Genomic DNA, 26,282 nt, shown 5'->3' with positions numbered 1-26,282 from the left:
TTACTTCCTCTTTCATTGGTGCTTCTTTCGGCTTTTCTTTAGCATAAGGATGCTCCATCGGCATTTCTTTTTTCGGAGAAATATTCATAGGCATTTCTTTTTTTCCAGGATTGCTGTTTAAATTACTTCCTGCTCCTCCGGCAGGAACCTTGATTTTCATCCCCGGCATTATGGCATCCGGGTTGCTCAGCTGCGTATTCATTTTCTTCAACTCTTCAAAATCACACCCGTATTTCTTAGCAATTTTCCAAAGGGTATCCCCTTTTTGCACAATATGGATTTTCAACAGCTGCCCCTCCTATTCATCAACTGTATAACAATGCAGCATACAGCTAAACGTCATTATTCTTCACCACAAATTTATTCGATTGAGGGACGGATTATGCCTATTATCCATAGAGGTGGGTGAATGCCCTTTATTTAGATATGCAGGAGGGTATGGATTGGTTATTTGTCCTTGTTGGCGTGGGCGGGGCAGGATTGTTTTCAAAATATACATATAGAGGTGCCTGTCCCCCGGTACAGCAGCAGGCTAAAGGTATGTCCCCATACTGTTAACCAATTGGGGCAGAAGGAATTGAGTACAAAAGCACCTGTCCTTTTACCATTTAACGGAACGAGGGACAGGTGTCTGATATGCTGCACCTGTCCCTTAGTATGGCAGTTGATTAAAGGTATGTCCCTGTTTTGAAAAAACATAGGAATGACGAAGGTTTACTAAAGCCGGTTACCTGTCCCCTTCTCCTTTAAAGCACTGAGGGCCAGGTAACTATATTAGGAGGGGGACAGGGGCTTTTGCCTGAAGGGAACTCTTTTGGGTAAGGTGAAAAGTACCTGACCCCTTTAAAAAGAGGCACCTGTCCCCCGGTACACTGCCAGAATAAAGACATGTCCCCTTCAAGCAGAATGGTTGATGCTGAAAGACTTAAATACTCCACCACCCGTCCTTTTGCCAATTAACGGAACGAGGGACAGGTGCCTGATATGCTGCACCTGTCCCTCAGTATGGCAGTGTGTTAAAGGTATGTCCCTAGTTAGGAAAAACCTAGAAATGATAAGGTTTATAAGAGCGGGTTACCTGTCCTCTCCTGCTTTAAAGCAGTGAGGGACAGGTCTCTAAAGTGAGTATTGTGAGAGCAGCCTCCCCAAGACCCCCTCACCCCACCACAAGCATCCGATTCAGTGCCGTCACAGCATCACGCGTAACCTCTTTTGGCACTTTAATTTGATTTACGCCTGCACCGTTTTCAGCTATTTCTTCAAGCGACCAGAGCAGGTGGGCAAGATCAATCCGGTTCATGGTGAGGCAAGGGCACATGAACGGGTTGAGAGAAACAATTTCTTTGTCCGGATGCTGCTGAATAAGTCTGTTGACTAAATTCATTTCTGTACCGATTGCCCACTGGCTGCCGGACGGGGCATTTTCTATTTTGTCGATGATGTATTTAGTGGAGCCGGCAAAGTCTGAGTGGATCACAACTTCGTGTGTGCATTCAGGGTGAACAAGGATCGCCATGTCCGGCTTTGTTTTCCGGATGTGCTCGATGTTTTTCATTGTGAATTTTTCGTGCACAGAGCAGTGCCCTTTCCATAATAAAACTTTCAGGTCCATCAGCTTGCTTCCTTCGTACTCAAGTTCATCTGAGATTGGGTTCCATACGGCCATTTGGTCAAGCGGAATGCCGAGGTCATAGGCTGTATTTCTTCCAAGGTGCTGATCAGGCAGGAAAAGGATGCGCTGTTTTTGCTGAAAAGCCCATTTGACAATTTCTTTCGCATTGGAAGATGTGACGGTGGCTCCTCCGTGCTTTCCGACAAATGCTTTGATGGCTGCTGTCGAGTTGACATAGGTAAGCGGGATAATGGTATCTCCGAATTGGCTTGTGAGGTGTTCCCAGGCTCTTTCTGTTTGCTGAATGTCAGCCATGTCAGCCATTGAGCAGCCTGCCCTCATGTCAGGCAAATAGACTTTTTGGTCATCTCCTGTCAGCATGTCTGCCGTTTCGGCCATAAAATGAACGCCGCAGAATACAATGTGTTCCGCTTTTCGGTTTTTGGCTGATTCCTGTGAAAGCTGCAGGGAATCTCCTGTCAAGTCGGCAAATTGGATGACCTCATCCTTTTGATAGTGGTGGCCTGGGATTAAAAGTCTTTCTCCGAATTCTTTTTTGATTTCTTTAATTCTTGCAATCATTTTTTCTTCCGGAATTTGTTTGTATCTTTCAGGAATCATTACCATGCTATTGGTTTTTAGAACGTCTAGAAGACTCATTGAGCTTCCTCCTTTACTTTTTCCGTATTTTTCATGTACAGGCTGATATCAAGCGCTTTGACTGAATGAGTTAAATAGCCGAGCGAGATATAGCCGACGCCTGTTTTGCCGTAAAGCGGAAGCTCATCCCAATGTATTCCTCCTGATGCTTCGGTAATGATAGAGTCCGGCGTGAGGGCTGCAAAGCGCTTAACCTCTTCGGGTGAGCGGTTATCAAACATGATGATATCGGCTTTTGCTTCAATGGCTTCCATCAGCTGTTCTTCTGTTTCAATTTCAACTTCAATTTTCACGTTATGGCCTGCTGCGGATCTCGCCCTTTTGACAGCTTCTGTGATGGAGCCGCAAAAATCGATGTGATTGTCTTTAATCATAATGGCGTCATAAAGTCCAAAGCGGTGATTCTTCCCGCCACCGCATCTGACAGCATATTTATCCAGCATTCGCAATCCAGGGACCGTTTTTCTTGTGTCTGTAATTTTTGTGTGTTCAGAATCAAGCTGTTTAACGGCGCTATATACTGCTGTTGCAATTCCGCTCATGCGCTGAATCAGATTCAGTATCACCCGCTCACAGCTTAGGATCGTGCGGACAGATGCCTGAACAGCCGCGATTTTTTCGCCCTTATGAATGGGTTCTCCGTCTTGTTTGTACAGCGTAATTTCAGCATCGTGTTCAAGGAGCTGAAATCCTGCGGCAATAATTTTCCCTCCGGAGAATATCCCGTCTTCTTTTGCAAGAATAATAGCTTCTCCGGATTCTTTTTCGCCAAAAATTGCGCTGCTTGATAAATCGCCATCCCCGATGTCTTCTATAAAAAATTGTTCCAATAGCTTTTTCAGTTTTAGCTCATTCATTTAGGCCACCCCTGTTTTTCCTACTTTAATTTTAGTTCCTGCGATCGAATGGATCAGCTGCTTTCCCTGCCAGCTGTCAAGCGCTTCAGGATAATCGAGTCTGTAATGGCCTCCACGGCTTTCTTTTCTGGCAAGCGCTGACTTGGTGATTAATGAACCGATTGTCAGCATATTGGCAATCTCTGACTGTTCGTTTGTGCAATTCTTCACATAATAGGGATAATCAGAGATGATGTGCTGGTAAGCGCTGAACCATTCGGAAGCTCTGCTCAGCTCTGCTTCTGTCCGCTGGATTCCAAGATACGCTGTCATGACCGCTTGAATTTCCTTTTTATCCGGAAAATGCGGTACCTGGTGGACAGACTGTTTCAGAAAAGGAGCTTGACTGCTGAATGCTGCAGGCTTTGACTGAATGTATTCTCCGAGCTTTTTACCGAATACAAGCCCTTCAAGCAAAGAATTGCTTGCAAGTCTGTTAGCCCCGTGCACACCTGTGCAGGCGCTTTCTCCAGCTGCATACAGATTTTCTACAGAAGTCCTGCCGTGCAGGTCTGTCATGATGCCTCCCATAAAAAAGTGCATGCCGGGAACGACCGGAATTAAACTCTCTACCGGGTTAATGCCGTGTTTGCGGCACAGGGCAGTAATGGTTGGAAAGCGCTGCTCGAAATTTTTTACTGGAAGTGTATTTAAAAAGACCTTTTGGCCATTTTTATTCTGACGGAATATTTCTCTTGCCACGATGTCCCTTGGTGCGAGATCTGCCAATGGGTGAACGTGCTGCATGAATCTTTCGCCAAGTTCGTTCTGCAGGAATGCCCCTTCCCCTCTTACGGCTTCAGAGATCAGACCGGCAGCACTGCCGTTTTTCAGAAGCATTGTCGGATGAAACTGAACAAATTCAAGATCCCCGAGTTCTGCCCCTGCTCTGTAAGCAAGCGCCAGGCCGTCACCTGTGAGGAACGGATGGTTGGAGGTGTGCTCATAGAGCGCTCCGCATCCGCCTGCAGCGATGATGGTATGGCTTGCTGTATAAGAAACAGTCTCACCTGCTTTATTTCTTGCAGCAGCCCCTGTGCAGCGGTTTTCATGCATCAAAAGATCAATGGCCATTGTATGCTGGGCAAATGCGACTTTATCCTGCAGTTTTTTCAGTAGAAACTGCAGCAAAGCTTTTCCGGTCGCATCTCCACCGGCATGCGCGATGCGGTTATAGCTGTGGGCGCCTTCCCTGCCAAGGGCGAGACTCCCTGATGCATTATGATCAAAAGCCATCCCGTTTGAGATGAGGGTCATAATCGCATCTGTGCCGTTTTCAACAAGCTGCTTTACAGCCTTTGGATCATTCTGAAAGGCTCCTGCCTCCATCGTATCTTTGCAGTGGGAATCCCACGTGTCCTCTGTACTGAGCACAGCCGCAACGCCTCCCTGCGCCAAATAGGAGTTGCCGTCAAAAAAGCTGCCTTTTGTTAAAATCCTTACGCTCATAGTTTCACAAAGTTGATCTGCCGCAGCTAATGCTGCAATGCCGCTTCCAATAATCAATACGTCGGAATGAGGCAATTTCCATCACCTTACTTTACATCTGTCTTGACACCTATCTTTACATAACTTTAAACTAAAAACAAGAATTATTTCCTGTTAACGCAGATCAAAAGTTTAGGAGACTTTATACATGATATATCTTGATTACGCAGCTACGTCACCCATGTCGATGAACGCGATAAAAGCCTATGCGGAAGCAGCTGAAAAGGCACCTGGCAACAGCAGCAGCCTGCATGATATCGGCGGGAGAGCGGCAGAGCTCTTGGAAGCTTCAAGGCATGCCATCGCCTCCTGTCTCGGCGGTGATCCGAAAGGGATTTATTTTACAGGGTGCGGCAGTGAAGCAAGCATTTTGGCTATTGTATCCCTGCTAAATGGAGTGGCAGATCCGAAAAAAAGAGAGATTATTTACAGTGCAATGGAGCATTCTTCTATTACAAACTTTATGGCACACCTTGAAGGGCACGGCTATATTGTCAAAAAAGCCCTGCCTGATGGAAGCGGACGGATAACTTCGGAGCAGCTGAGTCCGCTGCTTACAGAAAATACGGCGCTTGTTACCATCCAGCATGGCAATTCAGAAACAGGCATTGTTCAGGATATCGGGCCGTTATGTCATTCGCTAAAGGAGAGGGGGATTCTTTTTCACAGCGACTGTGTGCAAACCTTCTGCAAGATTCCAATTGAGGTAAAAGAGTGGAATCTTGATGCTGTCTCTATTTCTGCACATAAAATTTGCGGACCTAAAGGGATAGGAGCTGCCTGGATCAATCCTGGCACAGCATGGAAGCCTGCCTTGCCTGGTACGACTCATGAAAAAGGCTTTCGCGGCGGGACAGCAGACGTTCCAGGTGCCTGTTCTTTTGCCGTTGCAGCAAAGGAGCTTTCCGGATCAATGAGCCAAAATGCCAGCAGATTGAAGGAACTGAGGGCTTATTTGAAAAGGCAGCTGCGTGCTGCAGGGATAAAAGCTGAATTTGCAGAAGGTGAGGATCCCTATCAGCTTCCGGGAATTGCCGGACTGATTCTGGAAAAAACAGAGGGACAGTATGCCCTTTTGACCTGCAACCAAAGAGGCATCGCCATTTCAGCCGGCAGCGCTTGCCAGGCCGGCATGCAAAAGCCTTCAGCAGCGGTTGTTTCGCTCGGGTATTCCGATGAGGAAGCACTGCGCTTTATCCGCGTCTCAATGGCCCCCTCTACTGCTGAAGCTGAATTGCTCGCCTTCACGAATGCCCTTTCAGCATGTTAAATTAGTAGGAGGAAGAAGAAGGGATTGAAAAAGGTGGACAATAAGGTCACAGGCGAAGAAAGACGAAAAAAACTGCTGGAGTGGCTGACGCAAAGCGATCATCCCCTGACAGGCAGCGGCCTCGCTAAAAAAACAAATGTGAGCAGGCAAGTAATTGTCCAGGATATCTCACTTTTAAAAGCAAAAAATCACCCGATTATGGCGACAAGTCAAGGGTATGTTTACGTAAAAGAGAACCGGCCTCACTTTCAGTTTGAAAAAATTGTTGCAAGCTATCATGCACCTGAAGCAACAGCAGATGAACTGAATTTAATTGTCGATCACGGGGTCACAGTCAAGGATGTGATTGTGGAGCATCCCGTGTACGGCGACCTTACTGCCTCTATCATGGTTTCCTCGAGAAAGGAAGCAGAGGAATTTATTCAAAAAATACAATCTACTAACGCTGCCTACCTTTCCCAGCTGACAGAAGGACTGCACCTTCATACTCTGAGTTCAGATTCTGAAGAAAAACTGGATCAGGCGGCAAAGGCGCTTGATGAGGCTGGCTTTTTAGTTTCGGAGAAAGATTGAGGAGCGGAGTTGCCGGTCAGGAGCTAAAAATAAGACGGAATTCCGAATAAAATGGAAAATTTTACGCAAAAAGAGGCAGATTAGAGTCTGCCTCTTTGCTTTTTTGATATTTTAAGTGAAAAACCTAGTGAATACATGCGGGTTACGCCTTTTTATTTGCGGCTTTTCGAGATTTATTTGCAGGTTTTTGAAATTTATTTGCAGGTTTCAGCTTTTTATCTGCAGCTTTCATTGTTTGCATGCGGGTTAAACTGTTTACATGCGGCTTCGCCCATTCACATGCGGGTTAAGCTGTTTACATGCAACTTGCCCTGTTTCCGTGCAGCTTTCCTGCTGCCCGCTCACCTACAAACTGAACGCCTTATAGCTTCCGAGCACCTTCACTCCGCAGCCAAGTGCTTCAAGCTCGGAGGTCGCGCCCGGAATCAAAATGCCGTCCATGCCCTGTTCGATATCAATCAGGAAAAAGTAGTTTCCTAGACCTGTTTTCATTGGTCTCGATTCTATTTTTGACAGGTTCAGCTTTCTCCAGGCAAATGCGGAAAGAACCTGGTGCAGTGTTCCAGACTGATCAGACGGAAGTGTGATCATGATGGTTGTTTTTTCTCTTCCATTTTGACCTGGGGCACCGTGAACGGCGGCATTCTCATCAGGATGCAGGATGACAAAGCGCGTGTGATTATAGTTGTAATCGTGAATATTGTGCTGAACAATCTCCAGCCCGTACACAGCTGCGGCCATTTCATTGGCGATGACTGCTATTTTTTCCTCAGGATGCCCGCTTGCATATTGAGCGGATGCTCCTGTGGAAGCGGCATTTTCATACGGGATTTCTTTAAACCGGCTATGTAAATATTTATGGCACTGGGCAATGGCATGCGGATGAGAAAGGATTTTCTCCGCTGCCTTCCAGTTTTCGGCGTTTTCCTTGTGAACCATGAGATGCTGGGCAATAGGAGCTGTTATTTCTCCTCTGATATAAAGAGGCTGTTCATGAACAAGGTAGTCGACTGTCAGATTAACAGAGCCCTCAATTGTATTTTCAAGCGGAACAACGGCAAAGTCAATTTGGCCTGCACCAGCTGCATCCATGCAATCCGGAATGGTCCGGAAGGGGATTTTTTCTTCTTCAGGATTGAAAAAACGGCTGACCGCCATATGCGTAAAGGTTGCTTCAGGTCCAAGGTATCCAATTTTGCTCACTTTCTGTTCATCTCCCTATGCGCCAGAACCAAGGATTTCGACTTTTTCTACAAATTCCATCCGCTTCAGTCTGGACATTAATTTGTTTATATCTTCATTCATTCCGTTAATATTGAGGGAGAGCGTGACATTTGCGCGCCCCTGCAGCGGAATCGTCTGGTGGATGGTCAGCACATTGCAGCCTGCCGAAGCGGTCATGGCCAAAAGCTCACTCAGTGTTCCGGAGCGGTCTTCAAGCTGAAAAAAGAGCGTAATGATTTTTTCTTTTACAACTGTATGAAACGGGAATACGGCATCCCTGTATTTATAAAAGGCGCTTCGGCTTAAGTCTACACGCTGCACTGCTTCTGCTACTGAGCCCGCTTTTCCCCGTTCAATCAATTTCTTCACTTCAAGGGTTTTCTGCATGGCTTCCGGCAGGACATCCTCCCGGACAAGATAGAAGCTTTCTTCTTTCATCATCCCATCTCTCCCTCTTGTCGTTCACGTTAAAGAAAGCGGAGAGCGTTATCGCTCTCCGTCAGGGTCAATCAACAAAATCAAATTCAAATTCGAGCAGGCGCACAGTGTCGCCATTTTGAGCGCCTCTTTCGCGAAGAGCTTCATCTACACCCATGCTTCTCAGCTGTCTTGAGAAGCGGCGGATCGACTCATCTCTTGTTAGATCTGTCATTTTAAACAGTTTTTCAATCTTGGTTCCTGAGAGGACATAAGCTCCGTCGCTGTCTCTTGTGATGGCAAACGGCGCTTCTTCTTCTTCAAATTTGTACATGACTCGTGCATTTGCTGCATCCTCGTCCTCTTCCTCATAAATCGGGAATTCCAGCGTGCTTTCCACAAGGTTGGCGATTTCGAAGAGAAGATCCCGGACCCCTTCACGGGTAATGGCTGAAATCGGGAAGATTTTATGCTCTCCCTGCAGTTTTTCTTTAAAAATTTCCAGGTTGTCTGCAGATTCCGGCATGTCCATTTTGTTGGCTACAATGACCTGCGGCCGTTCGGTCAGCCTCAGGTTGTATTCCTTCAGCTCTTCATTGATGGTTAAATAATCTTCATAAGGGTCGCGGCCTTCGCCTGAAGACATATCAATCACATGCACGATCACTCTTGTCCGTTCAATATGGCGCAGGAATTGGTGACCAAGGCCTACACCTTCATGAGCTCCTTCGATCAATCCAGGAAGATCCGCCAGCACAAAGCTGCGGTTGTCTTCAGTTTCAACAACGCCGAGGTTCGGAACAAGTGTTGTAAAGTGATATTCTGCAATTTTCGGCTTGGCAGAAGTCACGACAGAAAGGAAAGTTGACTTTCCTACGCTCGGGAAGCCGACAAGACCTGCATCAGCCAATAGCTTTAATTCCAGGATAACGTTGCGCTCCTGTCCAGGTTCTCCGTTTTCCGCTACTTCAGGGGCAGGATTTGCCGGTGTGGCAAAACGGGAATTTCCCCGTCCGCCGCGTCCGCCTTTAGCGATTACAGCTCTCTGTCCATGCTCGACAAGATCAGCAAGCACCTGGTTTGTTTCCTCGTCTGTTACTACAGTGCCGGGGGGAACTTTCACGATCATATCGGAAGCCGTTCTTCCGTGCTGATTCTTGGACATTCCATGCTGTCCCCTGTCTGCTTTAAAATGCCTCTGATAGCGGAAATCCATCAGTGTGCGCAGACCTTCGTCCACTTCAAAGATCACATTGGCTCCTTTGCCTCCGTCACCTCCAGCGGGACCGCCTTTCGGAACATATTTTTCACGGCGGTAGGCAACCATTCCGTTCCCTCCGTCACCGCCTTTTACATAAATCTTCACCTGATCGACAAACATATTTTTTCCTCCGTTCTAAAAAACCAATAAAGCTTATGATGTGAAAACGAGCGCTGCTGTCCATTCGTATGTATGGATGTCCAGATTAATCAAGGAGATGCCGTCCTCTTCGCATTTATAGAAAAAAGAAGCGAGTTTTTCACTATCTGTTATCATGCCTTGAAAATCAAAAATGAAACCTGTCTGGCCATTCAAGTTTTTCGTTTCAATTGACACAACAAGATGATTTTCTGTTTTGCAGTCAGCGCATTCATCCAGCATGCGGAAAAGTCCGCTGCAAAAGCTGATCATTTTCCGTTCAAAAAGAGACAGGTCGCTGATCTCCCCCAGCACCTCGTATTCAAGCGTAAAAGGGTGGGATTCCCATGAAAAGGTCATAAGCAGACTTGCGAATTCGGGAGCTTTCAGATTGCACAATTTGGATTCCTGCTGCGCTTCTATGATGATTTCATCGACAATCTCGTTCACTCGGTCGAACTTTTCCAAAGATAAATTACCTTTAATCAGCTGGAGTCTGTTCATCCAATCATGGCGATAATGGCTGATTATATCGACGATTCCCCACTCTGTGTCTGTTTTTTTCATTTTCGCACTCCACTCATTTCTTTATTGCTGATGGGAGCCTTGTCAAAAGATGCACACGGTGATTGAACTTTTTTCATTTCGCCCCAAGAGTTATCGCTAAAAGGAAAAAGTTTCTTTTAGCAACAATAGTAATCAAATTATATCAAACTTAAGGGGAGGAAAAAACGGTTTATTCAAAGATGCACCCTGTTTTCCGGATTCCGGGACTAATTCCCTGAGATCAGCATCTGGCTGATTGCGCTGGATGCAAATAATTTTTATTCATTTCGCTGCTTTTTGAACAGCAGCTTCTGCAGCACTGCAGAAAATAAAAACTCCAGCCGGGCAATCGGCTGGAGCTTGATCATTCTTAAGCTTCTTGAGCTGCTGGGTATACGCTGACTTTCTTACGGTCACGGCCCAGGCGTTCGAAACGAACAACACCGTCTACTTTCGCAAATAGTGTATCATCGCCGCCCATACCTACGTTTTCACCAGCATAAATTTTTGTTCCGCGCTGGCGGTAAAGAATTGATCCGCCTGTTACGAATTGACCGTCTGCACGCTTAGCGCCAAGACGTTTCGAAATGGAGTCGCGTCCGTTCTTTGTAGAACCTACTCCTTTTTTGGAAGCAAAAAACTGAAGGTCTAATCTTAGCATGAAATCCACCTCCTATATGTTTTTTAATCTTACTTTCATGTACTTGCTGTAATCTCTTTCAATGGTCTGCAGGGAAACGAGCATTCCTTCAAGCAGCAGCTGTGCTTTGCTGAATGCATCAGGCTCCAGCTCTTCCGGCAATTCGAAACGAAGATAGCCTCCATCTGAACCAAGGTCCAGAATCGGCTCAAGCTTCGCGAGCGCCATCACAGCATTAATGGATCCGAACACAACAGCACTTGCTCCTGCACAGACCAGATCTTTGCCATAATCTGCAGATTGGGCATGGCCCGATAATGAAAAGGATTGGATGGAACCGTCTTTGGAACGGTTAATCACTGCCTGAATCATTACATCACTGCCTTAGATGTTGATTGCGTCAATAACAACTTTTGTGTAAGGCTGACGATGACCTTGTTTCTTGCGATTATTTTTCTTCGCTTTGTATTTAAAAACGGTGATTTTTTTCGCGCGGCCGTGTTTTTCAACCTTAGCAGTAACAGTAGCTCCTTCAACTAGAGGGCTTCCAACTTTCACGTCGTCGCCGCCTACGAATAAAACCTTGTCAAAAGTAACTGTTTCATCAGCACCAGCTGCAAGTTTCTCAATGTAGATAGCTTGGCCAGCTTCTACTTTGATTTGCTTACCGCCTGTTTCAATAATTGCGTACATTCCAATGCACCTCCCATTTATACTCAGACTCGCCAGTGACAGGTGCCAAAGCCGAAGCTCTGTCTTATAACCTGATGCTGAGCGGTTGTAGCACGGGTGCTACAAACTAACATTTCAATGATACCAAAGCAGGCAGGCATAGTCAATTACTTTTCTTCATTCGTGTTAAAAGTTCTTCTGTGCTTCCTGTAAGCCTGATATGAAAGTGCGGTGCAGGTTCTTTAAGCTCTGTCAGGAAGATCCGGAAATGCAGGGCTGCCTCAAGCTGCTCCAGATGAGTTCCGCCCTCCCCTTTCAGCAGGCTAATGATATCAGGGGTCGCCTCAATCCACATACCATCTTCCTCCATGTACTGATGCTCCCACAAAAGTCTTTCAAGCTGAAATGCGAGCGCTTCTGCTCCTTTAACCCTTCCCGTCCCGCCGCAGACACTGCAATGGTCCTGAAGCAAAGCCGATAAGCTTCCCTCCGTTTTCTTTCTTGTCAGCTGCAGAATATTCAATTCTGTCAAGCCCGCCATTCTTGTATGTATGCGGTCCTTTTTCAGCTCTGCTGCGATCACTTTTAAAACCTTTTCCTGATCACTTTTTTCCTTCATATCAATAAAATCAATTAAAATAATGCCGCTCATGTTCCTCAGCCTCAGCTGCCGGGGAATTTCACGGGCCGCTTCCAGATTCACATTCAAAGCAGTTTCTCTATAAGAGGTTTTTCCGGTATATTTGCCAGAATTCACATCAATGACGAACATTGCCTCTGTCCTGTCAATCACAAGGTAAGCGCCGTTTTTCAGCCAAACTATTCTTTTCTGAAGCTTATCTATTTCTTCTTCTATTTTAAAAGCAGAAAAAAGCCCTTCTTTCCCGGTATAGTATTCCAGGACTTCAAAACGGTGCTCAGGCAAATACTGAGTAATCTCCTTTTGCAGCTGGTGATCATCGTATAAAATTTTTTCAGCATTCTCAAACAGGTGTTCTTCTGCAAGCTTCTTTATAAAATTATCAGCTGACAGAACGACGGATGGAACCTTGTTCACTTTGTCCATCTGAAGGCGATGCCCTGCTTCCTTTAATGCGAGCCATTCTTCTTTCAGTTCATCGGTGCTTTTCATCGCTGCTGCAGTGCGGTAAAGGACGCCTTCTGTGTTTTGGACAAGGGCTTCTCCAAGTGCTCTTAGTTCCCCGCTTACTTTCCCGTCTTCAATTTTTTTCGAAACAGCAATGTAGTTTCCATAAGGCATATATACAAGCGAGGTGCCGGTAAATTCAAGCTTTGCCGACACCTTTGGCCCCTTCCATTCGTCTCCTTCTTTTTTCACCTGCACAAACAGCTTTTCTCCCTCGTGCAGAAGCGAAACGATGTCATGCTTTTTAGAAGATGAGACAGATGCAGGAAGATCTGCAGCTGAAAGGTACGCATTTTTCTCAAGTCCAATATCAACAAAGGCAGCCTGCATGCCTGAAACGACCTTCACTACTCTTCCGGCATAAATGCTGCCGGTAATGGCGGCATGTGCAGGCTGCTGAATTTTTAAATCCGTCAGCTTGCCGTTTTCAAGGACAGCCGCTCTTTTTTCAAGTGTTTTCGCGTTGATTAGCAATGTATGCAAGATCTTTCCCTCTCGATATCCTGTTATTCCCCTTATTTCATCATGTTTCAGATGCTTCGTCAATAAGCATACACGAGTTCTCCAACAGTTGAACCTGTCCTATGCTCATTAAAATAAGCATGCAGCAGCTCATTTTCATCCAGCTGTGACCATTTTTCCCCATTCCGTTCTACGATAATCTGATGCTTGAAGCCGCGCTGAAACTGAAGGAGCACATGAAAGATTGAATCATTCTGATCAGCTGTAATAGGCTTCAGCTTGGCAATATCCTGCTGCCTGCCATAGTACCTTTCCATTAAAAATCTCATCAGCACAAAGCGCCTTTGCCTGTGCTCCATTGTCAGCTGATAAAACAGAAAAAGCGTTATGGCCCAGAGATTCAGCTGAAGCGGATCAGCAAAGGCTAAAACAGCGCAATAAACCGCCAGTATCCCCCACGAAACGAGGAGCATACCTTTATGAGCATGCTGAAAAGGCTTATGCAGCGAGAAAAGCAAAAATAAAAATTTCCCACCGTCAAGCGGCCAGACAGGAATCAAGTTAAATAAAAGAACAGACAAATTATAGAACATAAACAGCTGATAATCTGAGGTTCCCAAAACCCCAAGCAAATGAAGGAGATACGCTGCGCCTGCCATCCAGATATGCTGTGCAGGGCCCGCTGCAATGACAAGCATTTCTTCCTTTAACGGCCGATTACCGTGCTCATCTACCTCTGCCGCTCCGCCAAACGGAAGGAGCACAATTGATTTAATTCTCCAGGAGAAATACATTGCACAGACCGAATGGCCCAGCTCATGAATCAGCACGATAATCAGCAGCATAAGCATTGTTTTAAACTGGGCGGTAACTACACTGAGAAGCATCAGTGCCCAAAGAAGAGGATGGATATGAATTTTGAAGAGAAGCTGAAGAATGCTAGTCAAAAGAAATCACCTGTATCGGATCGATAAAGCGCTCCCCTTTTTTAATGGCAAAATAGTAGGTTCCTTTTTTGTTGGCGCCTTCTTTAATAGAACCTATTTCTTTTCCCGTTTTTACAAAATCATAGAGTGACACATCAATTTGAGTTAAATGTCCGTACCAGCTTTCGCTTCCGTCCGCATGCTGCAGCACAACCGTCAGTCCTGTTTCCGGATTTTCCCCTGCTGAAATGACAATTCCTTCATTCATGGCATCAACTGCCGGCTTATTTGTCTCGACCATGATGCCCTGCCCATTGTCTTTAAACGATTCGAGGACTTTGCCGCTTGCCGGTACAGCATATTGCTTAGGTGTGCTGCTGTCCTTCTCATTTTGCTGAAAAAACGCCAAAGGCTGGCCGAACTGCTTTTGATACCAGGAAGAAACGGCCGCAAACTGAAATTCCTTTTCCATGTTGCTCGTAATAAAAGTTCTGGCATTATCCAGCACAGGAGACTGATTCTTAAAGGTGATGGCTGCAAACAGCACCAGGCAGGCGGAAAGCAGGAGCTTCAGCATAAACAAATTGCTTTTGAACAAAGGATGTCCCGGTTTTTGTTCTGTCACTGGTTCTGCTTCATAGCTTGCCGGAAGTTCAGGAAATCCGAATTTCTCTTCTTCCGTCAGAACACTTCTAACAGGTTTTTGCGGTTTTTCCTCTAAACCCCCTGTAAGCTCAAGGCGCTCTCTTCTTCTCTTCGCAATCCTTCTTCTGACTTCCTCCGCACGGCGAGACGGCATCCTCATCAATCCCTTTTTCTAGTGATTTGTACAAGTTTATGACTTGTCCCCGGGAAATATGATGATAAGAAAAGCGGAAGCCGCTCGTTCAGCCCCGACAAGCGCTGGAGCAAAAATCCAGAAAGTCCGGTTTTGACTTTTTGGATTTTTGTGAAGCGACTCGAGGGGCTAGCGGCTGGAGCTGGATCATGAAAAGCGGAAGCCGCTCGTTCAGCCCCGACAAGCATAAGACGGTCAGCCGGAGAAAGGCGGTCTTTCCTTTCTCTGGATGAACGGCTTATGACCTCGAGGGGCTAGCGGCTGGAGCTGGACAATGAAAAGCGCAAGCGCCTTGATCAGCCCCGACAAGCGCTGGAAGAAAATCCCGAAAAGTCCGGTCTTAGACTTTTTGGGATTTTCTGAAGCGACTCAGATCGGTCTAGGCGCTGGAGCTGGACAATGAAAAGCGCAAGCCGCTCGTTCAGCCCCAGCATCTGAATGCGCAAATATCAATAAAATAAAAAAAACAATCCCGCTTCCGGGATTGCACAGTTAGGCGCGAACGCCAAAAAACTGTTTCAGTTTAGCAAAAAAACCTTTATTTGTTTCTTCAAGACTTTGCAGCGGCACAGCCTCTCCCAGGATGCGGCGCGCAATGTTTCGGTAGGCAATTGCCGCCTTGTTATTCGGATCCATGGCGATTGGCTCGCCGCTGTTGGAGGCTTTGATCACTTGATCGTCATCTGCCACAATTCCGATCAAATCAATGGAAAGATGGGCCACAATTTCATCCACATCAAGCATATCTCCGTTTTGGACAAGATGGTTGCGGATTCTGTTGATTACAAGCTTCGGAGGCTCAATTTCCTCTTTTTCCAACAGGCCGATGATCCTGTCCGCATCTCTCACTGCGGAGATTTCAGGGGTTGTCACAACAATTGCCCTGTCCGCTCCGGCAACGGCATTTTTATATCCCTGCTCAATGCCTGCTGGGCAGTCAATAATAATATAATCATAGTCTTGCTTTAACTCGTCAATCAGCTTCTTCATCTGTTCAGGAGAAACAGCTGTTTTATCGCTTGTCTGGGCTGCAGGGAGCAGAAACAGCAGGTCATCAAAACGCTTGTCTTTAACAAGAGCCTGGTGAATTTTGCATCGCCCTTCTACTACGTCCACGAGATCGTAAATGATCCGGTTTTCAAGGCCCATTACGACGTCCAGGTTCCTCAGGCCGATATCTGTGTCAACGAGACAGACACGTTTTCCCATGATGGCAAGTGCCGTACCCAAGTTGGCAGACGTTGTCGTTTTGCCTACCCCGCCTTTCCCAGAGGTTACAACGATCGATTCACCCATGGTTATCATTCCCCCTCAAAGCCGATATAAGTTCGGTCTAATATGTGAAAGCTGCTGAAGCCTGTCTATTTTTATCCGGCCTTCGCCGTCTATGTAAGCACATTCCATTTCGCTTTCAGACGATTCAGGGTGTTCAGGCGCAGTATTCCATTCTTCTGCGATTCTAAGCTGGGCAGGCACCATTTTTGAAGCCGCAATCACTGCTTCGCGGTTGCCGTTAATGCCGGCATGGGCCATTCCTTTCAGCGAGCCGAGAATATAAATATTCCCGCCTGCTGCAACGGATGCTCCCGGGTTCACATCTCCAATCAGAAGAAGGTCTCCCTCCGTCTTCAGCACTTGGCCTGAGCGCACCATTCTAACTTCCGTGTGAATATTCTTCTCTGCGGCAAGCTGCTGCGCTTCAGACTTCGTCAAAACATTGGATTCAATTTTTTCAACTGCTAAACTCTTATTCTTGCTGATTGCTGCTGTTATTTCTTCTTCCTGCTCCACAGTCAGAAACCTGTTTCCTGCCTTGACAATAACCCCTGTAGCAGGACCATTTTCCTGTACATATTGCCTGGCAGACAGCATGGTTTCAAGCTCGCTAAGAAGCTGGCTGTAGGAGCACATGTCATCCATAAAGAGAGAAAGGCCGTCCTTTGTCCCTTTAATCATCACTAACTGGTGTTTTTGGGCTTTCAAGAAGTTCACCTCAATAGCAATACATTTTCGACATGCCGGGTCATCTTTCCTTTTTTTCAGGCTTTTTTCTTGCTTCAGGAAAAGATCGCGCATAAAACCTTAAAGCTTCTAAAACCCATTGGCATCAGTCCAGATCTCTTCTCAGCCCTGCCAGAAAACTCTTGATGGGATAAACAAGCACCAGACCAGCTGCCAAATTCAGCGCAAGCGTCGGAATAAGACGAAGCGTGACGAAATCATTCAGGGTCATTGGCAATGCTTGAATCAGCTCTTGGATGCCGTAAACGAAAAATTCCAGAAGGGTTACAGCAACAAGGGATAGGAAGATTACCACAAGCACGTTATTATGAAGAGCCTTCAGCCCTTTTGACATTAAATAGACAAGGAGCGGAAAGGAAAACAAGTAGATTCCGAGTACCTCTGTATATACAATATCATACAGCAGGCCAAAAATCGCTCCGTAAAGAATGGCGGTATTCCGGTTAAAAAATGCGCAAATGAACAAGATGGCTAGAAAAGAAAATCTCGGCACAAAGATCAGCTGATCTGATAGAAACGGCAAATGAACCAGATCTGCGTAAATGCTTTCAGCTATGAACAGAAGAAAGATGAAAAAAGGGAGCAAAAAACGCTTCACTGATTGTCATCTCCCTTGCCTAGCGCCTCTGCGTCAGCAGTGCTGACATCGCGCTTTGCGACTGAAACATTTTCAAGATCGTAGAAATCAGCTGACGGTTCCACATAAGCCATTTTCGTCAAACCGTAGGAATCAGGCTGTACCTCAGAAACTTTTCCGATTGTCAGGCCTTTAGGGAACACTCCGCCTGTGCCGCTCGTCACAACATCCTGGCCTTTTTCGATTTTCATGTCTGATCCGATATGGCGGAGAAGCAGTTTCTTGCGCTTGCTGTCATAGCCTTCAATCAAGCCGTACACTTTGCTTCCCTTGCGATCTTTGCCTTGCACAATGGCAGAAATCAGGTTTTTCCGGTCTTTTGCACTTAAAAGCTGAACAGTTGACGTAAACTGATCAACGCTTTTCACTTTTCCGACAAGCCCTTTTGAAGTAATGACTGCTGAATCCTGCTGAATGCCAGCCTGGCTGCCTTTGTTGATCGTGATATACTCGAACCACTTATCTGGATTTCTGGCAATCACAACAGCCGGTGTCGGCTTGTAGCTCCGAAGGCTGTCCTGCCTGCCGAGCTCTTCTCGCAATTTATTATTCTCATCTTTTACATCCTGCAGATCCGAATCGAGCTGTGCATACTGATCAAGTCTTGATTTAAGATACTTGTTTTCTTCGTATGTATTTTTAATCTCGTTCATATTTTCAAAAAAACCAGCGAAATACTGGGACGGACGGTGGAAAATATTTTGAAACACGCCTGTTGAGTCTTTTACAAATTGTTCAGGCCATGTGATTTTCCTGTCTCCCTTTATTGAAAAGCCAATCAGTGCCACAAGCAGGATAATGCTTATCAGCAGCAAAATTAACCGTTTGTTGAAGAAAAATTGCGGCATGACTTTACACCTCTTAAACTAAGTTCTCCGGCAGCCTCCTGTGCGGCTCCGGATTTAATTTGCTGCATAAAACAAAAGGAGGAGGAACAAAACACCTTTTCCTCCGCTTTCTTTTTTCTATTTTCCTGCTGGGATTTCCGGCAGGTTCATTACTGGATTCAGCGGCTTTCTCTGCCTTTTCCTTTAAACAAGTGAATATGCTCAAGGGCTTTTCCAGTTCCGATCGCAACGCAATCAAGCGGGTTTTCGGCAATCAGCACAGGCATATTTGTTTCATCACTGATGACTTTATCAAGGTTTCTTAAAAGAGCTCCTCCGCCTGTCAGCACAATGCCTCTGTCCATGATGTCTGCAGCAAGCTCCGGCGGTGTTTTTTCAAGTGTGTTCTTTACCGCTTCCACAATTGAATAGACTGTATCTTTTAAAGCTTCAGCAATTTCTTTTGCTGTAATTTCAATCGTTTTTGGAAGGCCTGTCAGCAAGTCCCTTCCGCGAATCTCCATATTATCAATTCCTTCAGGAGTTCCGGCAGCGCCAATTTCCATTTTGATAGATTCGGCTGTTCTGTCACCGATCATAAGGTTGTATGTTTTGCGGATGTAGTTGATGACAGCTTCATCCATTTCATCCCCTGCCACGCGTATGGACTGGCTTGTCACAATCCCGCCAAGAGAGATGATCGCGACTTCTGTTGTACCTCCGCCGATGTCCACTACCATGCTTCCTGTAGGCTCCCAAACTGGAAGGTTTGCTCCGATCGCTGCAGCAAACGGCTCCTCAATCGGGTAAGCATCCCTTGCCCCAGCCTGCCTTGTAGCATCAATAACAGCGCGCTCTTCTACTGCTGTAATTCCTGATGGCACACAGACCATCACATATGGCTTTCTTGAAAAGAGACCTTTGTTTTTTGTTGCTTGCTTTATGTAATACTTCATCATTGTCGCAGTTGTTTCATAATCTGCAATTACGCCATCCTTCATAGGTCTTAGTGCGACCACATTTCCGGGAGTTCGTCCTATCATATTTTTCGCATCATTTCCAACCGCCACAATTTGCTTTGTATCCGTCTGAAGCGCAACTACTGAAGGCTCCCTGACCACAATTCCTCTGCCCTTTACGAATACTAGAGTATTAGCGGTTCCCAAATCTATTCCAAGGTCTCTTGTACCAATACCAAACATTACTGTATCTCCCTTTCTGAAACGAATTACTTTTTGAAGAAGGCAAGTGAATAAGAAAAGCGCAAGCGTCTTATCAGCTCCTAGCCGCAGCACACGGGAAAATTCGAAAAGTCCGGGTTTGGCACTTTGAATTTTATCGAAGCGGTTCAGGGGGCTGGACGCTGGATTCCGGCCAGCTCTTATGCATAGAGCCGGCTTAATAAGGATTACAGCTTTTTTATTCAATTAAAAAACTCATAAACCTTATTATAGCGTAAATAACTAAAAAAAAAAGTCTTACAGATAGCCTTTTTCTTTTAAACTGACATATTTTTGGTCGCCGATAATAAGGTGGTCCAAAAGTTCGATTCCAAGTACTTTTCCGCATTCGGAAAGCCTTTTTGTTACTTCGATGTCTTCTTTGCTTGGAGAAGGGTCGCCTGAGGGATGATTATGCATGCAGATAAAGGAGGCAGCAGATCTTCGCAGCGCTTCTTTGAAAACCTCCCGCGGGTGAACAATGGAAGCGTTCAGGCTGCCGATAAAGACTGTCTGCTTATGGATGACCTGGTTTTTTGTATTCAGATATAGACAGACAAAATGCTCCTGGGTCAAAAAGCGCATTTCTTCCATAACAAAATTGGCGCCGTCCTGCGGGGATCGGATCACATAGCGGTCTTCATAGGCAAGCCTGTTTATTCTTCTTCCAAGCTCAAGCGCCGCCAGAATTTGAACAGCCTTCGCTTTTCCTATTCCAGAAATGCTCGTCATTTCTTCTGCTGATGCTTCCTTTAAAAGGCGAAGGCCCTCAAAATGATTTAAGAGCCTGTTGGAAAGCTGGAGAACAGATTCCCGCCTCGTTCCTGTCCGGAGAAGAATGGCAAGCAGTTCATGATTGGAAAGACTTTCAGGACCATTCAGCAGCATGCGCTCCCTCGGCCTCTCCTCCTCAGGAAAATCCATGATTTTTAATAAATCGGCACTCACAATTCTCCCCCTTTTTGATTATTCCATAGGAAAGCCCATAGCTTTCAGCTCTCTGACCGTTCTTGCAAGCGGGAGGCCGACTACGGCAAAATAATCTCCCCTGATTTCTTTGACTAAGAGAGAGCCTTTCCCCTGAATTCCGTAAGCCCCTGCTTTATCCATCGGCTCGCCTGTTGCGATATAGCGTCTGATTTCTTCTTCTGCAAGCGGCCAGAAATCCACTTCCGTTTTTTCATAAAAGGTTTTATTTTTTCCATTGAAACAAATGGATACACCTGTTATCACTTCATGTGATTTGCCAGATAGCATCGACAGCATCTCAAAAGCCTCTTCTGTGCTTATTGGCTTTCCGAGAATCTTTCCTTCTGCCGCTACGACCGTGTCGGCTCCAATTACATAGGCATTCGGATATTTCTCAGCGATTAATAAAGCTTTTTGATAGGCAAGACAGGACGCTGCTTCTTCAGGAGCCGCGTTTTCTTCAATAACTTCCTCCATCTCTTGCTTCTTCACGGTAAAAGACAGCCCGATTAGTGAAAGCAGTTCTCTTCTTCTTGGAGAACCGGAAGCCAGTATCAATTCCATTCAGTCACGTCCATTCTTCAGTTTCATAAGGGAGACATCCGTATCTTATCAAACCGGCTTCTATTGCACAATTTAGAAAAAAAGAGATTTTAAATAGCAAATCTACTTTTTAACAGGCTCAGGCAGCTGATTTTTCCAGGACGGTTTTTCGGGTTTATGTTTTTTTCTCATGATGCCGATTAGTAAAACAAGGCAGACCAGAACATATAATGTAAACCACCAAAGTGTCCATACACTTGTAACATAATGGCTGAAGTCAACTGTATCAGGGTGAAATTCAAGGCTCATCACCCATACGAACACTGCGGACGGCAGCAAAAATGAATAATAGGAGTTGTGCCGCGCCAGTTTTTGAAGTCCGAGCATGGCAGCCAGAAAGCAAATGGTGATTTTAATAAAAATCCCAAAAATCCAAAATGTGCCTGTTAAAATTTCAATTCGTTCAAACAGCTTAACAATTGTAATGCCTCTCATAATTTCAAATGTGGCATAGGGCTGGCGGGAGACGAGATCATACCCCTCAACCCCTATGCAAAGAACAACTGAAGCTGCCAGAAAGCAGCCGGAAAGAAAAAGCGTGAGCAAGAAGGATCTTCCGAGATGCTTTTTGTTGCTGACATAGGAAAATAAGGACATTAATGAAATAATTTCTATAAAAGGAAATCCTACCGTCGGATAAGCCCCCATAACAAGAGAGCCAGGATTGTCACGGAAAAATGGTTTTAAGTGACTTCCGTCAAATTGATTTATCACAAGCCCAAAGGAAGCTATTAGAAGAAAAAATAAACCTGGAAGCAAAAATTCATTTAAGCGCGCAAGATTATTAAGGCCATACAAAGTTGTAAAGCATACAGCCGTAAGAAGCGCCGCTTCATAAATAGCTGTACTGCCTTCCGGGTTAACAGAAGTGATCATAAAATTGCTGACATTCCTGACAACATATGCGGCGAGATGAAGCGAATAAAAAACAATAAGCAGAGTGATCACTCCGCCAATAAAGGGTCCTGCTGCCTTCTCTGCACAGTCAAAGATAGATTGGTACCGGTACTTTTTGATTAAGAAAACAAGCAGCAAATTCAGCAGCAGACCGCAAAAGGCCGCGATCAGCATAGAGATCCAGCCGTTATTTTTTGCTGCTGCAGTTGTAATCCCAGGAGCCATCAGCAGGGAACTTCCTGTAATAAAACTGACTGTGAGCATAAGCAGATGCCCTTTTGTTAGCGTATGCTTCATTTGTTATTCTCCTCCAGTGAAAAAAGGATAGAGCGGCTTATAAAGGGCTTCTGTCCACTTTGGAAGCGGAAACAGATCGATCCCCCAAAAAGCAAATATGGCATATGCTCCCGCCCATCCCCAAAGAATGATATTAATGGCTGCCACGCGTTTGTTTATCTTCATAAATGCTTTTCACCCTTGTTCCAGCTGTTTTTATATTCACCTTAACCTCTGTTTCCAATTGGGCATTCTGAAATAATTGCTCCCAGTTATCTTTTGATTTTTTCCACCTGAAGTAATCATTTTGATACAGCAGTTTTTGCAGACCTAAGTAATCAGATCCTATGCTTTTTGATTTCGCCATTGCAGCAAGGAGATTTGCCGTGAGCACACGCTCTGTTTCCTTGTTCAGCTGCTGAATGGTTTCAGGATTTTCAATCGGAATATTGCAGGTGATCTCACTGATCATCCCCTTTGCCTCAACACTTGCCTTATACTTAAGAGGAGAAGAGCCTTTTTCCAGTTTAAGTCCGCCTTTAATTTTCTTCAGCATCACACCTGCCATTCCCTTGCTGTCATCCGGACAAGGAACGGTTAAATAAACGGGCCCGCCGGCATAGCCTGAAGCAAGAGCCCAGCCTCTCGACTCATCAAGCTTCAGCCAGTCAACCAGCTTCGTCCCTTTAAACGCTCCTACGTTCATAATCTCAAAGGCCTTTTCATTGCCGTTTATATTGTTCAGAATTTCTGACTGTTCAGCATCTGAAGCTGGTACTTTCTTTTTCACTCCCAGTACAACTGGGTCCTGGTACTCACTTAAGGACTGGGCAAGATCCCTGTACTCTGTTCCCTTTTTTAAACCCATCGCGGTTTTATTATTGTAAACTCTGTCTTTAATGGCAATCGCCGGTATTTTTTGAACAGGTGTATAGGTTTTAAGAATTTGAACGGCCTTTGAGTTTTCAGCAATAAGAAGCGGGACATTGTCCTTTATTTGGTATTGCCTTTCAATAAAATCGGTGATCGGCAGGAATCCTGTTTTTTGGGCAAATTCATCTCCCAGAACTACCAGTGATAGATGTGAAAAGAAGAACTTGCGCGAAAAAGAGCTTTTGACATTTTCCATAATCTCAGTCAAAGAAGTTCCTTCATAAGAAAAGGTATACACGGGAGCTTCAGGTGTTTTTCCTGTTGCTGCAGCAGTTCCGCCGGGATTCACAATTTGTATGCTGACAAGAAGGCCATTCTCAGTTTGGTCAATGCCAAGCGCTGATACGACATCCAATTCGTTAAGCTCCGTTCTGCCGCAGCCGGTGAGCAACATGACAAGGCCTGCTAACACAAGCAGTTTTTTCAAACTGATTACCCTCCTTTCGCCCTTCTTTTCATATAACTTTTATACAGCTTTGTTTCTGACCACCATAAAGGCAGCCGGAAAAGAACATCCTTCTGCTCTTTAAAACTGAAAGGTGCCAACGGTGCAAAATACGGTTTTCCAAGAGATGTAACAGAACAAAGGTGAGTAATCAGCATAAACAGGAATATGATCATTCCGAAGATCCCCAGTGTTGAAGCGACAACCATCAATAAAAACCGGAGCATCCTTGCCGCACCGGAAAAGGAATAATAAGGCGACACAAAGCTTGCGATCGCTGTTAATGAAACCACGATAACGATGGCTGGTGAAACAAGCCCTGCGGCCACGGCAGATTCTCCAATAACAATCGCCCCTACGATGGATACCGCTGAACCTATCGCTCTCGGCATCCGGATTCCGGCTTCCCTTAATATTTCAAATATCATTTCCATAAGCAGCGCTTCCACAAATGCAGGAAAAGGAATGCCTTCCCTCTGAGCTGCGAGGCTGACGAGCAATGCTGATGGGATCAGCTCAGGCTGAAACGTAATCAATGCGATAAAAATGGCTGGAAGCGATAGTGCGATAAAATAGGACAGCATTCTGATGACGCGGACAAATGTTGATAATTCGTAGTGCGTATAATAATCTTCCGCTGCCTGGAAGAATGACCAGAAGGTTACTGGGACAATGAGCGCAAACGGGGTTCCCTCCAGCATGATCGCTACTTTTCCTTCAGCAAGTGCGGCCGCTGTTACGTCAGGCCTTTCTGTCGCCTGAAAAACCGGGAACGGTGTGTATCCTTTATCCTCAAGCAGCTCTTCAAGCATCCCTGTATCAAAAATTTTATCTATCTGAAGCTCATCAAGCCTTTTAGTAATTGTCTCCAATATTTCCGGCTCTGCCAGCCCGTCAATGTAGCAGAGAAGCAGGTTGGTTTTCGTCAGCTTTCCGATTTTTCTTTGCTTAAAATGCAAACTCGGGGAAGTAATTCTTCTTCTTAATAGAGACATATTTGTTGAAAGAGATTCGACAAAGCCCTCTCTCGGTCCCCTGACCATCGTTTGAGCAACAGGTTCTTCAATTGATCTTGTTTTCCAGCTTTGAATAGGGAGGGTATAAGCGAATGATACTCCTTCAATAAACATTAAAGCATGTCCTGAAAGAAGGCTGTCAGAAAGATCTTTTGCAGAATGAGCAGCCATAATTTCCGCTGTTACCGCAATTGCCTGCTGCAGTTTCTCCGGCTCAGCAGAAAAATCGGTTTCTGCCTCTTTTTCAATTCTCCCCTGAATAGGAAGAATCACCATCTCCTCCAGCTGCGCCCTGTCCGTCAGCCCCTCAAGATGAACAAAGCCTATCGATGCATTTGGAAAATGGTAAACAATTGTTTTCAGGTCTGCGGTACTCCCGAAAATTTTCTGCAGTTCATCAAAGTTAGCTTTAATTTGTTTATTAACGGGTATCTCTGCTAAATGCTCTGTTCCGAGGCGGCTTACGTCTGTTTTGCTTTCCCGGGATGCAGCCATATGAAGCCCCCTCACGCTTTAGGTAATATTTGTTAGTATGCGGATAGATGAAAAATGTATGCAGATTTAGCAGGAAAAGGATCATCACGGTTTCAAACAAAAAAGAGAATCCTCTTTAAAAGGATCCTCCTCGCTCATCATTATTGTAGTCCAGCCAAAGCTGTGAGAAGAATCTGCTGCGACTCTTTTCCTCCTTTAGCGTCTGGGCTCTTCTTCAAGGCTTCTGCCGCTTCTTTCAGCTTGCCGGCAAAACTGCTTGAAGGCAATTTTTCTATCTTTTGAATTGCTGCCGCAACAGCGGAAGCGTCTGCTGGATTTCCTGCAGCTGCATCTGCTGAAAGAGAGGACAGTGTGAGAATATCTTTTTCGAAAGCTTTTGCTTCTTTAGGAATAGTCCAGGATTTCGCTTTTCCTCCCCATGCCTCTATGCCGTCTTCTGTAATGCCTTTGCCGATGGCCTGTGCCTGTCCTTTCTCGCCAGCCAGTCCGGCATAGACAAAGTAAGAATCCTGCTCTTTTACCTTTACCGAAGGGTAGCCCTTGCTGATCAAGCTGTTTTTCGCGCTGTCAGCACTCCCCTCTGAGGAGAATTTCCCGGCCTGTACAACATAAGTTGCCAGTGCTGCTCCGCCAGCTGCCGGCTTTTGTGCCGGCTCATTCGTTTGGGAAGAAACTGAGGCAGGCAGTGAAGGATTGCTTCCGCCCCCTTGTGCAGCACCCTGTGCTTCAGGATCGGCTGACATGAATTTCAGCGCCATTGTGCCAAACCCGAGCCCCATCGCTACTGCGATAACAGCTGTAATAAGAAGCTGCTTCAGAGGAAACTCTCTCCTGCTTTTTCCTTCCCCAAGCTTTCGGAAAGAAACCGGCAATGTTTTTTTAGGCCCCTTGCTCTTCGGGGGCGCAACTACCTTTGGATCCTCTTCGTAAATATCACTTTCATCAGGAAGCAGCCAAGGGAATTCATCCTTTTCTGCCTTTTCTTCTGCCGCTGCTGTTTCAGATTTTGCTTTTTCTTCCCAAGTCGACACAGTTAATTTTTCTTTTTTTGCAGAAGACTTATCCATCAGGGAAGCAAGCTTCCCTTTCCCATTGCTGATCTCTTCTTTTCCATTCAGTATGATCTTTAATGCCCTGTTCGTTTGCTTGTCCATTGTGCTATCACCCCGCTC

The 26,282-nt window shown here is 45.5% G+C and carries 27 protein-coding genes, 1 pseudogene and 1 other annotated feature; of the genes and pseudogenes, 2 read left to right on the top strand and 26 right to left on the bottom strand.

Annotated elements, in window-relative coordinates; genetic code table 11:
• Window positions 1–139: 139 nt before the first annotated feature.
• The 4 genes and pseudogenes from safA to nadB all read right to left on the bottom strand — a co-directional run.
• A pseudogene (safA, locus tag LRR81_RS21400) lies at window positions 140–286 on the bottom strand (SafA/ExsA family spore coat assembly protein); the annotation flags it as partial.
• An 870-nt stretch (window positions 287–1,156) separates the two neighbouring features.
• Window positions 1,157–2,272: a quinolinate synthase NadA gene (gene nadA, locus LRR81_RS01780; RefSeq protein WP_231787585.1), complete on the bottom strand. Its 1,116-nt coding sequence runs from the start codon at window positions 2,270–2,272 to the stop codon at window positions 1,157–1,159.
• On the bottom strand, window positions 2,269–3,129 hold the full coding sequence (gene nadC / locus LRR81_RS01775; RefSeq protein WP_231787584.1) for a carboxylating nicotinate-nucleotide diphosphorylase: 861 nt from the start codon (window positions 3,127–3,129) through the stop codon (window positions 2,269–2,271). Before nadC ends, nadA begins: the two co-directional genes overlap by 4 nt.
• Window positions 3,130–4,692, bottom strand: a complete 1,563-nt coding sequence (gene nadB / locus LRR81_RS01770) for an L-aspartate oxidase (protein WP_231787583.1) — start codon at window positions 4,690–4,692, stop codon at window positions 3,130–3,132. It abuts the gene before it with no gap.
• A 112-nt stretch (window positions 4,693–4,804) separates the two neighbouring features.
• Here nadB and LRR81_RS01765 point away from each other — a divergent pair, with 112 nt between their 5' ends.
• Together LRR81_RS01765 and LRR81_RS01760 are read left to right on the top strand one after the other, a co-directional pair.
• Window positions 4,805–5,926 carry an IscS subfamily cysteine desulfurase gene (locus LRR81_RS01765; RefSeq protein ID WP_231787582.1) on the top strand — a complete coding sequence of 374 codons (1,122 nt, stop codon included), beginning with the start codon at window positions 4,805–4,807 and terminating at the stop codon, window positions 5,924–5,926.
• Window positions 5,927–5,950: 24 nt separating this feature from the next.
• Entirely contained in the window at window positions 5,951–6,499 is a 549-nt protein-coding gene (locus tag LRR81_RS01760; RefSeq protein ID WP_231787581.1) for a transcription repressor NadR, read from the top strand.
• Between the two features lie 345 nt (window positions 6,500–6,844).
• Here the strand turns inward: LRR81_RS01760 and pheA are convergent, their stop codons facing one another.
• From pheA to LRR81_RS01650, 22 genes are all read right to left on the bottom strand, one after another.
• The gene (pheA, locus tag LRR81_RS01755) at window positions 6,845–7,702 is read right to left on the bottom strand and encodes a prephenate dehydratase (protein WP_231787580.1); all 858 of its coding nucleotides are present in this window, start codon (window positions 7,700–7,702) and stop codon (window positions 6,845–6,847) included.
• A 15-nt stretch (window positions 7,703–7,717) separates the two neighbouring features.
• On the bottom strand, window positions 7,718–8,161 hold the full coding sequence (locus LRR81_RS01750) for an ACT domain-containing protein (RefSeq protein WP_231788579.1): 444 nt from the start codon (window positions 8,159–8,161) through the stop codon (window positions 7,718–7,720).
• 67 nt (window positions 8,162–8,228) lie between these two features.
• Entirely contained in the window at window positions 8,229–9,521 is a 1,293-nt protein-coding gene (gene obgE / locus LRR81_RS01745) for a GTPase ObgE (protein WP_231787579.1), read from the bottom strand.
• A gap of 33 nt (window positions 9,522–9,554) precedes the next feature.
• Window positions 9,555–10,106, bottom strand: coding sequence for a Spo0B C-terminal domain-containing protein (locus LRR81_RS01740; protein WP_231787578.1), 552 nt, complete (start codon window positions 10,104–10,106; stop codon window positions 9,555–9,557).
• Between the two features lie 349 nt (window positions 10,107–10,455).
• Entirely contained in the window at window positions 10,456–10,746 is a 291-nt protein-coding gene (gene rpmA, locus LRR81_RS01735; RefSeq protein WP_231787577.1) for a 50S ribosomal protein L27, read from the bottom strand.
• Window positions 10,747–10,758: 12 nt separating this feature from the next.
• Window positions 10,759–11,097 (bottom strand): ribosomal-processing cysteine protease Prp, encoded by a 339-nt coding sequence (locus LRR81_RS01730; protein WP_231787576.1) that lies wholly within the window; start codon window positions 11,095–11,097, stop codon window positions 10,759–10,761.
• A gap of 12 nt (window positions 11,098–11,109) precedes the next feature.
• Entirely contained in the window at window positions 11,110–11,418 is a 309-nt protein-coding gene (rplU, locus tag LRR81_RS01725; RefSeq protein ID WP_231787575.1) for a 50S ribosomal protein L21, read from the bottom strand.
• Window positions 11,419–11,433: 15 nt separating this feature from the next.
• Window positions 11,434–11,515, bottom strand: a sequence feature (ribosomal protein L21 leader region).
• Window positions 11,516–11,560: 45 nt separating this feature from the next.
• Window positions 11,561–13,027 carry an Rne/Rng family ribonuclease gene (locus tag LRR81_RS01720; protein ID WP_231787574.1) on the bottom strand — a complete coding sequence of 489 codons (1,467 nt, stop codon included), beginning with the start codon at window positions 13,025–13,027 and terminating at the stop codon, window positions 11,561–11,563.
• A 59-nt stretch (window positions 13,028–13,086) separates the two neighbouring features.
• On the bottom strand, window positions 13,087–13,953 hold the full coding sequence (locus LRR81_RS01715) for a M50 family metallopeptidase (protein ID WP_231787573.1): 867 nt from the start codon (window positions 13,951–13,953) through the stop codon (window positions 13,087–13,089).
• Window positions 13,946–14,731 carry a M23 family metallopeptidase gene (locus LRR81_RS01710; RefSeq protein ID WP_231787572.1) on the bottom strand — a complete coding sequence of 262 codons (786 nt, stop codon included), beginning with the start codon at window positions 14,729–14,731 and terminating at the stop codon, window positions 13,946–13,948. The genes LRR81_RS01715 and LRR81_RS01710 overlap by 8 nt, the downstream gene beginning before the upstream one ends.
• A 531-nt stretch (window positions 14,732–15,262) precedes the next feature.
• Window positions 15,263–16,066, bottom strand: a complete 804-nt coding sequence (gene minD / locus LRR81_RS01705) for a septum site-determining protein MinD (RefSeq protein ID WP_231787571.1) — start codon at window positions 16,064–16,066, stop codon at window positions 15,263–15,265.
• 15 nt (window positions 16,067–16,081) lie between these two features.
• Window positions 16,082–16,753 carry a septum site-determining protein MinC gene (minC, locus tag LRR81_RS01700; protein ID WP_231787570.1) on the bottom strand — a complete coding sequence of 224 codons (672 nt, stop codon included), beginning with the start codon at window positions 16,751–16,753 and terminating at the stop codon, window positions 16,082–16,084.
• Between the two features lie 124 nt (window positions 16,754–16,877).
• Complete coding sequence (gene mreD, locus LRR81_RS01695) at window positions 16,878–17,390, bottom strand: rod shape-determining protein MreD (RefSeq protein ID WP_231787569.1); 513 nt, start codon at window positions 17,388–17,390, stop codon at window positions 16,878–16,880.
• Window positions 17,387–18,277: a rod shape-determining protein MreC gene (mreC, locus tag LRR81_RS01690; RefSeq protein ID WP_231787568.1), complete on the bottom strand. Its 891-nt coding sequence runs from the start codon at window positions 18,275–18,277 to the stop codon at window positions 17,387–17,389. The genes mreD and mreC overlap by 4 nt, the downstream gene beginning before the upstream one ends.
• 158 nt (window positions 18,278–18,435) lie before the next feature.
• Window positions 18,436–19,458: a rod shape-determining protein gene (locus LRR81_RS01685; RefSeq protein WP_231787567.1), complete on the bottom strand. Its 1,023-nt coding sequence runs from the start codon at window positions 19,456–19,458 to the stop codon at window positions 18,436–18,438.
• A 276-nt stretch (window positions 19,459–19,734) separates the two neighbouring features.
• The gene (radC, locus tag LRR81_RS01680; RefSeq protein ID WP_231788578.1) at window positions 19,735–20,400 is read right to left on the bottom strand and encodes a RadC family protein; all 666 of its coding nucleotides are present in this window, start codon (window positions 20,398–20,400) and stop codon (window positions 19,735–19,737) included.
• Between the two features lie 42 nt (window positions 20,401–20,442).
• Entirely contained in the window at window positions 20,443–21,009 is a 567-nt protein-coding gene (locus LRR81_RS01675) for a Maf family protein (RefSeq protein ID WP_231787566.1), read from the bottom strand.
• Window positions 21,010–21,111: 102 nt separating this feature from the next.
• The gene (locus LRR81_RS01670) at window positions 21,112–22,242 is read right to left on the bottom strand and encodes a GerAB/ArcD/ProY family transporter (RefSeq protein WP_231787565.1); all 1,131 of its coding nucleotides are present in this window, start codon (window positions 22,240–22,242) and stop codon (window positions 21,112–21,114) included.
• Window positions 22,243–22,245: 3 nt separating this feature from the next.
• Window positions 22,246–22,407: a hypothetical protein gene (locus tag LRR81_RS01665; protein WP_231787564.1), complete on the bottom strand. Its 162-nt coding sequence runs from the start codon at window positions 22,405–22,407 to the stop codon at window positions 22,246–22,248.
• Window positions 22,376–23,581, bottom strand: coding sequence for a Ger(x)C family spore germination protein (locus tag LRR81_RS01660; protein WP_231787563.1), 1,206 nt, complete (start codon window positions 23,579–23,581; stop codon window positions 22,376–22,378). Before LRR81_RS01660 ends, LRR81_RS01665 begins: the two co-directional genes overlap by 32 nt.
• 5 nt (window positions 23,582–23,586) lie before the next feature.
• Window positions 23,587–25,110, bottom strand: coding sequence for a spore germination protein (locus tag LRR81_RS01655; RefSeq protein ID WP_231787562.1), 1,524 nt, complete (start codon window positions 25,108–25,110; stop codon window positions 23,587–23,589).
• Window positions 25,111–25,250: 140 nt separating this feature from the next.
• Entirely contained in the window at window positions 25,251–26,264 is a 1,014-nt protein-coding gene (locus tag LRR81_RS01650; RefSeq protein WP_231787561.1) for an SPOR domain-containing protein, read from the bottom strand.
• Window positions 26,265–26,282 lie beyond the last annotated feature (18 nt).

It is taken from the genome of Metabacillus kandeliae (assembly GCF_021166585.1).
GTDB classification, from domain to species: Bacteria; Bacillota; Bacilli; order Bacillales; family Bacillaceae; genus Metabacillus_B; species Metabacillus_B kandeliae.
The sequence above is the reverse complement of the archived record's forward strand: the minus strand, read 5'-3'. Positions and strand labels throughout refer to the sequence as shown.

Bases quoted from the DNA above. Each gene is read 5' to 3' on its own strand.
- LRR81_RS01670 (WP_231787565.1), bottom strand. From the start codon at position 22,242: ATGAAGCATACGCTAACAAAAGGGCATCTGCTTATGCTCACAGTCAGT.
- nadC (WP_231787584.1), bottom strand. From the start codon at position 3,129: ATGAATGAGCTAAAACTGAAAAAGCTATTGGAACAATTTTTTATAGAA.
- LRR81_RS01765 (WP_231787582.1), top strand. From the start codon at position 4,805: ATGATATATCTTGATTACGCAGCTACGTCACCCATGTCGATGAACGCG.
- LRR81_RS01650 (WP_231787561.1), bottom strand. From the start codon at position 26,264: ATGGACAAGCAAACGAACAGGGCATTAAAGATCATACTGAATGGAAAA.
- mreC (WP_231787568.1), bottom strand. From the start codon at position 18,277: ATGCCGCAATTTTTCTTCAACAAACGGTTAATTTTGCTGCTGATAAGC.
- nadA (WP_231787585.1), bottom strand. From the start codon at position 2,272: ATGAGTCTTCTAGACGTTCTAAAAACCAATAGCATGGTAATGATTCCT.
- minD (WP_231787571.1), bottom strand. From the start codon at position 16,066: ATGGGTGAATCGATCGTTGTAACCTCTGGGAAAGGCGGGGTAGGCAAA.
- obgE (WP_231787579.1), bottom strand. From the start codon at position 9,521: ATGTTTGTCGATCAGGTGAAGATTTATGTAAAAGGCGGTGACGGAGGG.
- LRR81_RS01710 (WP_231787572.1), bottom strand. From the start codon at position 14,731: ATGCCGTCTCGCCGTGCGGAGGAAGTCAGAAGAAGGATTGCGAAGAGA.
- LRR81_RS01685 (WP_231787567.1), bottom strand. From the start codon at position 19,458: ATGTTTGGTATTGGTACAAGAGACCTTGGAATAGATTTGGGAACCGCT.
- LRR81_RS01740 (WP_231787578.1), bottom strand. From the start codon at position 10,106: ATGAAAAAAACAGACACAGAGTGGGGAATCGTCGATATAATCAGCCAT.
- rplU (WP_231787575.1), bottom strand. From the start codon at position 11,418: ATGTACGCAATTATTGAAACAGGCGGTAAGCAAATCAAAGTAGAAGCT.
- LRR81_RS01730 (WP_231787576.1), bottom strand. From the start codon at position 11,097: ATGATTCAGGCAGTGATTAACCGTTCCAAAGACGGTTCCATCCAATCC.
- LRR81_RS01675 (WP_231787566.1), bottom strand. From the start codon at position 21,009: ATGGAATTGATACTGGCTTCCGGTTCTCCAAGAAGAAGAGAACTGCTT.
- LRR81_RS01655 (WP_231787562.1), bottom strand. From the start codon at position 25,110: ATGGCTGCATCCCGGGAAAGCAAAACAGACGTAAGCCGCCTCGGAACA.
- rpmA (WP_231787577.1), bottom strand. From the start codon at position 10,746: ATGCTAAGATTAGACCTTCAGTTTTTTGCTTCCAAAAAAGGAGTAGGT.
- LRR81_RS01750 (WP_231788579.1), bottom strand. From the start codon at position 8,161: ATGAAAGAAGAAAGCTTCTATCTTGTCCGGGAGGATGTCCTGCCGGAA.
- radC (WP_231788578.1), bottom strand. From the start codon at position 20,400: ATGGATTTTCCTGAGGAGGAGAGGCCGAGGGAGCGCATGCTGCTGAAT.
- LRR81_RS01665 (WP_231787564.1), bottom strand. From the start codon at position 22,407: ATGAAGATAAACAAACGCGTGGCAGCCATTAATATCATTCTTTGGGGA.